At 57.3% G+C, this 12,116-nt stretch carries 10 protein-coding genes and 1 tRNA gene; 2 read left to right on the top strand and 9 right to left on the bottom strand.

All coding sequences use genetic code 11. From position 1 onward, the window contains the following. A partial coding sequence (locus J0F76_RS18290) for a hypothetical protein (protein ID WP_207471685.1) occupies window positions 1–351 on the top strand: 351 nt, incomplete at its 5' end. A gap of 117 nt (window positions 352–468) precedes the next feature. Here J0F76_RS18290 and J0F76_RS18295 read toward each other — a convergent pair. The 8 genes from J0F76_RS18295 to J0F76_RS18330 form a co-directional block, all read right to left on the bottom strand. Next, window positions 469–574 (bottom strand) — tRNA-Arg (locus tag J0F76_RS18295). A 325-nt stretch (window positions 575–899) separates the two neighbouring features. Then, on the bottom strand, window positions 900–1,358 hold the full coding sequence (locus tag J0F76_RS18300) for a hypothetical protein (protein WP_207471686.1): 459 nt from the start codon (window positions 1,356–1,358) through the stop codon (window positions 900–902). 42 nt (window positions 1,359–1,400) lie between these two features. Then, complete coding sequence (locus J0F76_RS18305) at window positions 1,401–1,814, bottom strand: ASCH domain-containing protein (protein ID WP_207471687.1); 414 nt, start codon at window positions 1,812–1,814, stop codon at window positions 1,401–1,403. A gap of 23 nt (window positions 1,815–1,837) precedes the next feature. Beyond that, a complete protein-coding gene (locus tag J0F76_RS18310) occupies window positions 1,838–4,957 on the bottom strand; it encodes a DEAD/DEAH box helicase (RefSeq protein ID WP_207471689.1) in 3,120 nt (1,039 codons plus the stop codon). Beyond that, window positions 4,950–6,305 carry an EH signature domain-containing protein gene (locus J0F76_RS18315; protein WP_242690399.1) on the bottom strand — a complete coding sequence of 452 codons (1,356 nt, stop codon included), beginning with the start codon at window positions 6,303–6,305 and terminating at the stop codon, window positions 4,950–4,952. The genes J0F76_RS18310 and J0F76_RS18315 overlap by 8 nt, the downstream gene beginning before the upstream one ends. Window positions 6,306–6,307: 2 nt before the next feature. Beyond that, window positions 6,308–7,315 (bottom strand): OmpA/MotB family protein, encoded by a 1,008-nt coding sequence (locus J0F76_RS18320; protein ID WP_207471693.1) that lies wholly within the window; start codon window positions 7,313–7,315, stop codon window positions 6,308–6,310. 56 nt (window positions 7,316–7,371) lie between these two features. Then, the gene (locus tag J0F76_RS18325) at window positions 7,372–9,432 is read right to left on the bottom strand and encodes a hypothetical protein (protein ID WP_207471694.1); all 2,061 of its coding nucleotides are present in this window, start codon (window positions 9,430–9,432) and stop codon (window positions 7,372–7,374) included. Window positions 9,433–10,526: 1,094 nt separating this feature from the next. Continuing rightward, window positions 10,527–11,326, bottom strand: a protein-coding gene (locus J0F76_RS18330; protein ID WP_207471695.1) for an IS5 family transposase whose coding sequence is annotated in 2 segments (ribosomal slippage) — window positions 10,527–10,999 and window positions 10,999–11,326 — 801 coding nt in all. Because the reading frame shifts where the segments join, the coding sequence is not laid out codon by codon here. Between the two features lie 104 nt (window positions 11,327–11,430). Between J0F76_RS18330 and J0F76_RS18335 the strand changes: the two genes are divergently transcribed. Next, window positions 11,431–11,664, top strand: coding sequence for a DUF6429 family protein (locus J0F76_RS18335; protein ID WP_207471696.1), 234 nt, complete (start codon window positions 11,431–11,433; stop codon window positions 11,662–11,664). Here J0F76_RS18335 and J0F76_RS18340 read toward each other — a convergent pair. Then, window positions 11,645–12,116, bottom strand: a 472-nt coding sequence (locus J0F76_RS18340) for an IS66 family transposase (RefSeq protein ID WP_207471697.1), incomplete at its 5' end; no start/stop codon positions are given. The genes J0F76_RS18335 and J0F76_RS18340 overlap by 20 nt on opposite strands.

Here is a 12,116-nt window from a genome sequence, read left to right on the forward strand (position 1 = left end):
TCGGAGGTGTGGGTCTGCGCATACATCACAGCTACCAAGCTGGACTCGCAAGATGAATTCCTCACGAAATTTGTGCAACAGAGCCATCTGGCAGCAGAATCCATTATCCACCCGGTCACGCGACGGCGCATGTGGACGGTTTCGGAATCATCTATCGCCATGTTCAGCGCCCGCTTTCTGAACCTGACGATGATCGAACAGGAGTTCGGGCTGCAGCGAAATGTTTCGCGCAGCATCCTCAACGGCGCGGCTGTCCAGCCCTATCTGGCGGGCAAAGGAAATGTCGGGACGCTCTACCTTCGTATCGACGTCGAGGAGGCATTACGCGCGGCCGGACACAGGAACGGCTGATTCCATCAACACACGCAGGCGATTGACGCGCGTTAGTCGATTTCTCTTGACAGGGAGTGGGCAAAACCACCCCCAAAACGAGCAAACTTATGCCCTATTGGCATGGCACTAAGATTTTGGTGACCCCGACAGGACTTGAACCTGTAACCTGCCCCTTAGGAGGGGGCAACAGAAAGGCTAATTTAGTTTAAAACCAAATAATTAAACTTTCTCTGTAGCTGTCAATTTAGCCTACTAACGGGGGTTTTTGTCCATAAATGTCCAAAGGCCGGGGTGACTTGCTGGCAGTAGCGTTGTCCGCGATGGCGATGGGATGGACATGCCGTGCTCCTTGGCGTCTTTATTCTTTATTCCATTGCGGTGATTTCATTAATGGTAATATCCTTTTACCAACCTCGGCATTGCATAAGTCTACGTCGCAGAGGGCTCTGATGATGGGGCCGCCCTCCCTCCGACGGCATCTAAGGTGCCAAAGTGGGCCTGCAACGAGCCACTGAGAGAGCGGTCATACCATCAGAGCCGTGTCGAGCAACAAGAATGTCGGAGGTTTATGCAGACCTCCCGTGATCTTCTGTAAGGTGGTCGCTAACCTGTATGTTCGAACCAACATGTTCGATGCTGACATTGATGTGGTATGGTGCCGTTTCGGTGACGACTACGATATCCCCCTCTTTCGCCTGAGAGGCCTCAAAGAAGCGTCTTACCCAGCCGCGTGACCGGAATATAAATTTCGAGCCATCGATGTCGGTTATGACATGTTGTGGCCCGCCCCATTCGACACGGATTTGGCGCGGCGCCGCTTCTGTCTTGTTCTTGCCACCGATGGCGTCTTCCGGAAACATATTCAAGAGCTTTGATAGATTGATATGACTGTTTCGGATGTTTCCACCTGTCAGGCGGGTTCGCCCTAAAATGCGGCGCTCGGGTTCGTGCCACGCGTCGGTAGACCTCTCCACGGACGTGTGTTTGCCGTCTGGGCTGACGGGCGATTTTTCACGAAGCAACATTTTCGAAGTGTCTGAAAGCGTTCTGCTTAAAGGCGAGAAGGCCTATTGAGTAGAAGCACCTGTACCCTCAAGATACTGGGCCAGTTGCTGGGTTACGTGCGGCGAAAACGTCACCCAGGTTACTGCCCCAGATTTGTGTTCATAGGAAATCGGGCTTGAGAGACGCCGAATGTCTGCGAGCATCCATGGGATTACCCACTTCGAGACGTCGCCGCGGCGAATTATGTTTTCGGGAATGCAGTGATGGCTGATGTTGGCGATCATCTCTGATTGGCTCAGGGCCCTGCCGCAGTCGACGAGGCGCGCGAGGCCCGTGATCTGTCCGCTGCCCTTGCGGATCAGGCCGAACCAGCCACGGTGGGCGGTGGCTTGCGACCTCATCTCCCAATTCTTTCGACCTTCAAGAATGTGCCCGATCCAAGGATCGGCGATGATCAGCCCTCGTGTAACAGTCATTCGTGTTTTTGCGTCAGTGCTGTTCAATTTAATTCGTAGGCGCCGTTTGCGTCTGGAGACACAAGGGTCAATCCGTCTCGGTGGAATTGCTCGGCCATGCTATCTGCAATGACAGCGTGCTCACCGCGCGTCGGGGATGCTATTGCTTCGGTCAGATTGGAAACATCCACCGTGCTGTCACCCATAGGCCAGAGCGCCTGTTCGGCCAGCTTGCGCTTTCGTTGCATGAGGCTCTGGAGGAGGCAGTCGAAGCTATGTGCACCCAACTCGGGGTGAAGGGCCATCGGGATATGCACTGAGACAGACCGTTTCTGACCGATGCGATGGACACGGTCGTTGCATTGCTCTTCGACCGCCGGGTTCCACCAGCGCGACAGGTGAATGACGTGGGTGGCCGCTGTCAAAGTGAGGCCGGTGCCAGCGGCCTTCGGGCCGAGGATCAGCATATCGAAGCCGCCATCGGCTTCCAGGTGGCGCTGAAACCGATTGACGATCGCTTGGCGGCGGGGGATCGGCGTGTCACCATTGATGACATCGATATGCTCGAGACCAAACATGTGACGTACAATCTCGGCGAAGCGGAACTGCATGTCGCGATGTTCGATGAAGACAAGCACACGCTCGTTCGCGGCCTTGATGCGGTGTAGGATATCGATAACCGCATCAAGGCGCGCGCTTTGGGCAATGAACTGTTCGGGTGTATAGACACCTGTATCGCCGGGATGAACGGATACGGAACGGATGTGATGCAGCATCTTCAAAGCCGCACCGGGACCCCCGTTGGCGAGCTGTAGCTGCGCCAAGTCGTAAGCATCAGCCTGTATCTTTGGCATCAGGCGCGGGTGCAGAAAGCGGCGTTTCTGAGGAAGGTCCTGAGCTACCTCGTTCTTCAGACGGCGAAGGCCAAGGGGGGGCGTTTCGCCGCGCGGCTTAAATACGCGAGCGTGAAGTTCGGCCATGTTCTCTGCGTCCGGCACTGCATAGCGGTCGCGGAACTCCGTCCCAGATCCCAGGCAGCCGGGCGCGATGCGGTCCATAAGGGTCCAGAGGTCTATGGGGGCGTTCTCGATCGGCGTTCCGGTCAGGCCGATTCGGAAGTCCACATTCATCGCCTCTACCGCTTTTGACGCCAGAGTGGTGCGGTTCTTGATGTTCTGAATTTCATCCATGACCATGGCGGAGAAGTGCACACGGCCGAGCGAGTGCTGGTAGTTGGCAAGCGTCGTATAGGTGGTCAGCAGCCAGTAGCGGTGGGCACGCCCATCTTCTAACGCCTCGTCCAGCCAGTCCAGGTCCAGCTGCGGCAGGCCGGACTGCGTTTCAGTGCCGCGCGTGCCTTGGCGCTTCTGCGATCCCAGCGAACTACCGTATAGTCGCACCAAGGTGCCAAAACCGCGGCTATCGACATGCGTCTCAACCTCCTGCTCCCAGTTGCGCAGAAGTGAGGTCGGAGCAACGATCAGGATCGGCCCCCGACTTGCCGCTGCGGGCTGTTTCATGTGCTCCTTGAGCCAGGTCAGGAAGGCGATAGTCTGGAGCGTCTTACCCAATCCCTGTTCATCGGCGTTCAGAATGCCGGGCAGCCCAGCCTGCCAAGCCTTCAGCGCCCAGTCGAAGCTATCCAATTGGTGTTGGTGCATCGGTGTGCGGACTGCTTCCGGCAGTCTTATGGGGTGGGTAGACCTGCGGGGCGCAAGCTGCGCCTCCCATGAAAGCTCGTCGAAGTTGTCGAGCGTGTCGAGAATGATTGGCCCGTCTATCGCGTCAATATCATCCTGCTCTTGCTCCGGGGCGGGTAATCTCTCGCGCCTCTCGATTTCTCCGCGGACGGCGGCAACTCGAGCAGGCGTTACCTGAGTGATCTCCCCGGCTATCTCGGCGGGCGTGTCCTGGCCGGATTCCAGCACGGCGGTCATGTGCTCATAAAGAGCGTGCAGGTCCGGGTCGCTCATGGCCTGAATGGCTTCTACCAGGTGCGCTGCGAAGGCTTCGGGCAGCCAAGTGGTGCCACTGCCTTCGAACGCGACCTTGGGGCGTTGGTAGACAATGACGCCGGTAACGCGCTCAGAATACTCGTGGCTTTCGATCAGAGCAGGGCCGGCGATGGCTTCGACCATCTCTTCCTGCTCGGCGGGATCGAGGCCGTTCAGCGTGCCAGATAACTCAAGATGTCGGTTGACGGCCTCGGTAATGAAGACGCGGGGGTTCTCGATGAAGGCGCGACGTTGTTCGCGTGGTGCCTTCTGCGCACGGACCATTTCGGCCAGAACCGGGGCGGCACTGGGGTCAATGACGAGGTAAGAGTTGTTGCCAAGTTGGTAAGCCGGTCGTGCCCCGCGGGCGTGCAGGCGATGCTGAAACACAGCGAGGGTTTCACCTCTCAGCTCTGCGTTTTCCTCGGAAATGGTGTTCTTAGAGATACCCTCACTGTCGAGCCGTTGTGAGGAGTAGGGAACGATGTCGAACTGTCCCAGAGTTCCATCCGGGGAAATGGAAAACCGATCAGCGATACGCACCTCGAGTCCACGCAGGAAAGCGGTCATGGACAGCCCGGCCCACTCGCGATTGCTGGGAAGCTCCGCCTCGATCCCGTCCTCGGGCTCAATTGCTCGACGAAAGTTGGCCAGGGCCCGCCAATGCTCCTCTACGGGCAAGGTGGCATCGAAATTGTCAGCGAGGTCCAGCGCGCGCATCATCCACAAAGGTAGGCGGCGCGGGCCTTCGGAGGTTCTAAGTATGGCGCCGGTGCGCTTCGGGGTCTCGCGGCGGCCGTTGCGAAACCATTCGTAGTGCAGGCGGAAATCGGGGCGGCCGAGTACGCCAACCACGTCAGTCTTTAGCGTCAGATCGACAACTCGGGGCAGGCCGAGTGCTTCTGCGGCCGGGGCTGAGAGGCTGGCAGCGGCATCATGGGAGATCTGGATGTGTTCCGGCGCAACCGAGACCTCGTCCGGGTGAGTATCGCCCCAAGCGCGCAGATCTCCGATGGCGAACAGCAGATCCCGGTCTTCTGGCGCGAGATCGGTAAAACTGCGCCTTGTGGGTCTCGACATCAGGCGGGACAGCAGATTCTGTTTCTGCCGCGGGAAGCGGATTTGTATAGCGCCTTCGAAAACGGTGTGGATGGGCCCGGTGTCAGACATTCTGTAGAACCCACTGGGACCAAGAATCTATGGAATTGTGCGGTTTTGAGTTAGGCGAGGCGCGCATGATGTCGTCGCAGTAATACTCACGCTCGTAGAGCTTCGGTGCGTTTCTATCGTTCATTCGGAAGATGTGCGTCTTGTAGCTGTGACAACCGTCCACCACGATCTTGTTGCCGATACGCATAATCAAAAGTGATGTGCTGCCTCGGCGGTCCAACTGGCGACCGAAACGCCGGCCCATGTCTGCTTTGCCTTTGCGAACAAAATTCCGTTGTGCGTAGGCAAGCGCATCCGATCCAAAGGCAACCCACGCCTCGTCGATCATCTTGTCGCGGTAGAGCTTTAGCCAGAAGTTGCGACGGGGCGGCCACATATGGTTGTCCTGCGTGGCGGTGACCATGTCGCAGAAAAACTTCATGTCCTGATGCGTCAGCCAGCGAAGGAGGACGGCGCGAAGGTTTGGATCAAAGCCCGACCAGATACCGCCAGTATGCAGACGCGGGTCGTTCCAGGCTGCAATAATCGTCTCGCTCAGCTCGTTACGCAGTGCGTCAGGAGGCGTTCGTTCACGCCAGACAGAAAGCAGGGCTTCAACGGCGGGGCCAGCTCCCGCTTGCAAAACAGGTCCGTTCTGCGGGGTTAGCCAATTGAAGAGCTTCCGGCGGGCCTCGGCATTGGCGAGATCGGGAGCGAGGCGATCGAAGAAGGGCTTCTGAGCCGCCTTCGCCAGTCCAGCGGTATGTGGTCTGCTGAGGCCAATGGATTGCAGCATACGATAGGCATCGTCCACCTCGTGCATGACCCCTGCAAGACTGGCGGGCGCGGCATCTGGGCCGAATAGGTCGGGCAGGGCGCCCAATAGTTTCCGGTAGCGCCCCCCGAGATCAGAGGCCCGCTTTTCCAGCGCACGAGCCAGTTGCAACGTGTGGCGGGCACCAGGAGTGAAGCTTTCGATATAGATCCCGACCATGCTGTCGAGAAAGGTGCCCGGCTCACGTGAGGCGATTTCTGAATAGTAGAACTCGCGTACGGGGGTCAGGTCAGGTCGTTCACACCGCTCCCCATCAAAGACAGCAATTGCCGCCGATATAACCCGCTGCGTCGTGATGGTCTTCCATTGCCAGTGAGAAACACGGGAAAGCATGTTCTGCGCCAGCCTTTCACGGTCCCGATCTTCTGGTGTGAAAACGGCATCGGGCCAGCGGGTCAGAACACGTTCGACTGATCGTTTTATTTGATCGAGGGGTGGAAGAGCCCGTGTGCGTAAAGGTTGGCTTCGGCTCAGCATTTCGCTTAAGGACATGCGTGGGCGCTCGTTTGGTTCGCTCGGCTCCGAGACAGTCATGGTCAACGTCCGACGCCCTGCAAAGCTTCGCGGATGACCTGGATCCCATCGGTATCCTGCGGTGTCACCATGATAAAACGAAGATCGATCCGACGATTGGTCGCGCGGCCTTCCGGCGTGTCGTTTTTTGCAACAGGCCGATCAGGTCCGTAGGCGGCCACTGAAAGAACCGGCTGACGCTTTAGGTTCAAGTGTTGCATGATACCTTCGGCCGTCTGCGTCATGGCGAAAAAGGTGCTATTGGCGCGGGCTGCAGAGAGAACTCGGTTCATCCGATCTGCCCCCATGTTGTCCGTATGGCCCTCAATCTGAACCGCTTCAATCATAACGAAGCCTGGATTGCAGGTGATGTCGAAGCGAGAAGCCAAGCCCACCGTGAAACAGGGCAGTACTTCGTCAAGCCGTTGTGCCAGCCGTGCGACGATTTCGCGTCTGTCCTGATCCAGATCAGGCTGCCCCGAGGCAAACAGGCCTTCGCCCTGAAATCGCAACGCGTCGGACTCTTCGCTGAGCTCGACCTGCAAGTCGGGAAAGTCAGCCCGGATAGCGTCGCGTAGGCGAATAAGAACCTGGCGCCGTGCCTGCGTGACTTGAGCCAGATAGGCTTCAAGCGGATCGACTCGCTTCAGTTGGGCAATTTCTTTACGAAGCTCTTCAATTTCGGCATCCCTGTGTGCGAGCTGTTCCAGTAGTATCTGGATGCGCTTTTCCAGCTCTTCTGTGCGGATGCGTGCAACTTGAAGGTCTTGCGCCAGCCGGTCGCGCTCTGCGGTTAGCTGAACGATTTGCATCCGCATTTGTTCTCGTTGCAGCCGCAGCTCTGCAAGCTCTTCCTCAAGCAGAACGATCCTCTCGGCCCGAGTCTGGGCCATCACTTGCCACTCGTCCCTTGCTTGAACAACCTTGTCGTATTCAACTTTCGACACAGAGTCGGGATCGCGCATTTGACTGGCGAAAAACGCCAGCAAGATCATCATGATGAATAGAAAACCGACGGTCATGTCGGTCATGGAGACAAAGGCGCTTTCTTCCTCCTCCCCATGGCGGACCTGTCTGGCCTGAGCTCTCATGCGCGGGCTCGCAGTTGCGAGGGCACAAAGGTCTCGGCCTGTTCGACGACGCTTCTGAGCGTATCAAGACCTGGTGCCAGAGCGTCACGCATCTGTCCGATGTGATCTTGCGCCGAGCCGAGAGCGGCCTCGAGTTGTGCGTTGTACTGTGTCAGTGCGCGCCCAAGCATCTCGTCGATGCGATCAAGCTTCTCAGCTTCCTCGGAAAGTTGTGCCATCGCAGCGCGGGTGGCTTCGAGCGAACGGCGGATGCCTTCGCGTTCATTTCCAAGCGCGGTCTGCGCCGTGTCCAGAATATGCGCGGCATTTTCTGCCACGGATGCCGAGTTTTGCATCAGTGTTTCCGAAACGGTCTCAACCAGATCGCCAACACGGTTGAGTGTGGCTTCGATTCGTTCGTGTGAAGCGCGGATTGGGGTTGCTGCGGCTGTCAGGCTCTGGCTCGCGGCTCGGAAACCCTCAGAGGCGCCGTGAATAGCATCTGCACCGCTATTAAGGCCCTGCGCGGCGCTTTGTGCGCCCGAAGCGCCGCGCTGAACCGCGTCAGCCATGGCCTCAAGACGAGTGCCAACTGTCTCCAATCGGGACAGCAGCTCTTGTCCTATGATGCCGCCCATTTCGGCGCCGAGTTTGGCAATGTCCGCGCTGGTCTGGTTGAAACTGTCCAGGAGCGACTTGCCAGCTCCTTCTATCGCCTGTCCAGCATCTGCGCTACTTTGTGCCATGCGCGCCTGGGCCGCTTTGACACTTTCCTCGCTGGCATTGGCCAAAGTTTCACGGAACCCCTCAGCAGCGGTACGCATTTCCGCCGCCGCAGTGCGCATGGCCTCGGCTCCCTGACCAGTGTTTTCCCTGATGCTTGCCAAAGTATCATTCATGACAGACAAAAGGCGATCCGCGCCTTCGTTCATCGCCATAGATGCAGTGCGCCCGCTGGCTGCTACTTGAGTGCGCATTTCAGTCATAGCTCGCGCCATTTGGTCCAGTGCATCGCGCACACCTTCACCCGCCTGCGTGTTGGTCGCGCCCATGCGATCAACCATAAGGCCGATACGGTCTGTCGCTTCTCCCAGCGACTCGCTGGCTCGGGTGAGCGCATTGCCAACGGAGTGCGAGAGCTGCTGCGAAAGATCGCCGACAAGCCCTTCCATGCTGCTGGTGCTCATGGCAGTGACGCGATCAAAGATGGGGTCCATACGATCCGCAATGGCGCCCGTAATCTTTTCTGGCAGCGCCTCCAGCGGCTTTTGAAGTTCGGCAACCATACCCATGCCAATCTCGCGAAGGTGTTCCCGCTGTTCGGTCGCGGCGCGCAACTGGCGAAACCCAATATCCTCCAGGCTGACGAAGACGAGTCGACGCTCGATTCCAGTGCAGAGGCGGTGAATTGCGGTATCCAGTTTATTTTGGCGTAATCTGAGCAGAGCGGTAAATAGAATTGAACAAAATAGCCCGACCAACGACATGACGAATTTCGCCGAGGCGATCTGCATGAAGTCCTGCATGGCACGATCCATGCCACCCGCACCTGAGTTCATCGACTGGGAGAATTGATGCAAAGCAGCGACTAACCCTAAAAACGTCAGGAGGAGACCGGCAGATACAAAGATGTTTGGCAGGATGCGGAACATTCCGGGGCCGAAACCCAGATCTTCAATATTAAGAAAAGCCGCAGGCCGGATGGAATTACGCATTCGCAACGGGCCGTCAATATCGTCGGATACGACGGTTTCATTGAACTCGTCGAATGCCTCAAAGACGCTTTCTCTGGGGCCTTTCTTCCGAAATTGTGTCCTCAATGTATGAATAAGATCTGGATAACCTTCGGCAAACGACAAGATGTCCGGAAATGCTCTGATTTTTTGATCAAGCAAGTTGACCGCATTCATTTGGCGGCGAGTTTGCATGTAGTAGAGAGCGCCCAGAATGGCTGTGGACAAAGCAAAAAGGCCGGCAATCTGGCCGGGGCGGCTATCTGATAGCGTGAGCGCTTCGGCGACGGCGATGATGCCGTTTTTTAGCAAAAGGCCAGCGTGTTCGCCGAATTCATGCAGCACTGATTTCTCCTAATATCTTGCGCCGATGATGCTTTTGGGTACGATCTTGTGATCGTATTGTTGCCGCCACGAACCTGCAAGGCGGAAAAATGTAGTACTTCAGAATGACGCTACGTAGACCGACTGGAAACAACCGCTGGGACTGGGTTATCTTCGAAACAAAACTCTGTTTATTAAAAATTTTCCTGTTTGGAGAATTGTTGTTACCCCCTGCTGCTCTGTCGAGATGATTGAACTTCAAGCTGCTTGCTGTAAAGCGTGGGATAATGGCTCAGAAACGCTCTGCGCGCTAAAGGTGCCTTGGTGGTAAAGCTGCATGAAAGCTTCGACTCCTCCTTGTGGTAGCGTGGAGTGCGAAGCTGTGCTGGTTCTGCGCGGTTATAAATTGGCATCCGTGTGGCTATATGGCCTGATGCTTCATGCTGAACGGTCTTTACTAATGCGCATGGAATATGGTTGGCCTACAATAATGATTGTACTTGCTTCCTGTGAGGCCTCGAATGATAATAATGGAAAAGCCTCAGTATGAGGCCGAACGTAAAATTCTTGATTTGCTTGTGTTTGCACTTGATTTTTGCTCCTGATCCTGCATTGCTGGATATAGTTTTATATATAAAATGCGCCTAATTAAACGAGGGATTGCAATAATTAACTTCTTAGTAGCCGAAAAGCGACCTGTTCAAGGAGATGCTACCGTATTTGCTTTCTTGCGTTTCCTGAGCCAGTGGTAATTGGCCGTAGTCGATCAGTGGGCCGGGTGAGTGCATCCAGCCTTTGTTGCATCGGTTCGCTTGACGCCGCTTTCCAGTCCTTGGCAGTTATGAGCGCGGCAGATACGCACTCGGCTGCGGTTGTGTCCAGTCAGCGATATCAGAACGGTCGCGTTCGATCGACTGCTGCATGCGCCTTCCCGAAGCTGAGTCCCCCTCTGAGCGCGTGTCGGTCACTGATGTACAGAGTGGATTGGATCTTTCCAATACGGATTTTAGCCTCCGCTCCTATGCGTGGGGTCGAGGCATCCAAGCTCCTTTCGTCTATGGAATCATATTGATTGCAAGCTACAGAATTCTGTCTTGGCCCGTTACTTAGAACACCTAACAAAACCGTCTGATCTGGTTGAGGCAGATGAGAGCGCAGCCGAGGATCACGAAGGCCTCATGGATGTCGGCGCGCCGCTCATAGCGGATGGCGAGGCGGCGAAAGCGGTTGAGCCATGCCAGTGTCCGCTCGACGACCCAGCGGTACCGGCCCAGCTTTTCGGTGCTGTCCATGCCCCGCCGGGCAATGCGGGGCGTGACCCTGCGCTTCCGGCATTCGCTTCGGCAGCGGTGATGGTCGTAGGCCTTGTCGGCGTGAAGCTTGTCAGGGCGCTTGCGCGGACGTCCACGACCGTGGCGCATGCTTGGCACGGCATCCAGAGCGGGTGCCAGCATCATGCTGTCGTGCCGATTGGCCGGGCTCAGCCGCATCCCGAGCAGGGTGCCCTGCCGGTCGACCACAAGATGGCGCTTCGTGCCCGGTTTGCCGCGATCCGTGGGGTTCGGGCCGGTTTCTGCACCCCCCTTTTCGCCGCAATGGCGGCGCTGTCGAGGCAGGCCCGGCTCCAGTCCAGTTGTCCCGCCTCAGAGAGGCGCTCCAGAAGAACGCAATGAAGCTTGCTCCAGACGCCGGCTGCCTGCCAGTCGCGCAGCCTGCGCCAACAGGTCATGCCGGAACAGCCAAACTCACGCGGCAGCATCTCCCAGGGAATGCCGGAGCGGAGCACAAAAATGATGCCGGCCAAGGCCAGCCGGTCATCGCAGCGAGGGCGGCCGCCCTTCGGCTTGGACCGCTCCCTTGGCAAAAGCGGCACAATGGCCTCCCACAAATCATCAGGTACAAGGGGCTTGCTCATGGTCCTTCAACGTAACCACCCGGTTTGCACCGCGGCCATTTTGCATTGACATGCGTTGATGATGTCGTGTCTCGCACTACGGCTCTCCGTGGTAGGCTCATTTCATGGAGATAGATCGAGACAAGATCGACGAGGCCGTTCTGGCGCTGCTGTGGTTGACGCTGCACGACGAGCGGCGGGCGTGGAAAGGCTTTGACTGGGACGCCCTGGAGCGGTTGCACGCCCGGGGACTGATCGCCGATCCGGTCAACAAGGCAAAGTCGGTTGTCCTGACCGATGAGGGTCTGAGGCAGTCCGAGGAACTCTTCCGGGCACTGTTTACGCGGCCTCGATCTTGACGGTGCCTGTTGGCGCCCAGTTCCAGGGCAGCAAATCGCCGAGACGGTTGTTCATGTGATCGTGGATGCGTTCCAGGACATCGGCAAGGTAGGCTTGCGGATCCAGGCCGTTCATCTTTGCCGTTTCAATGACGGTCAGGGCTCGCGCGAGCGTTTCGCCACCCGCATCCGAGCCTGCAAATAACCAGTTTCGTCTGCCGACACCAATTGGTCTCAGGGCACGCTCGGCCGCATTGTTGTCGATGGCCACGCGTCCGTCTTCCAGGAACAGCGTGAGGGCAGACCAGCGGCTCAGCCCGTAGCGGAAGGCCTTCGCCAGATCGCTTTTTCCCGGGATGCGCGTCAGTTGCTTTTCGGCCCAGTCCCGGAAAGCGTCGATCTTGGGCCTGGTTTCCTTCTGTCGAACCGCCAGCCGCAGCTCGGCAGGCTTGCCGCTGATGGCGCGCTCGATA

Origin of the sequence: Paracoccus fontiphilus, from assembly GCF_017356265.1 — a bacterium.
Classification (GTDB): domain Bacteria; phylum Pseudomonadota; class Alphaproteobacteria; order Rhodobacterales; family Rhodobacteraceae; genus Paracoccus; species Paracoccus fontiphilus.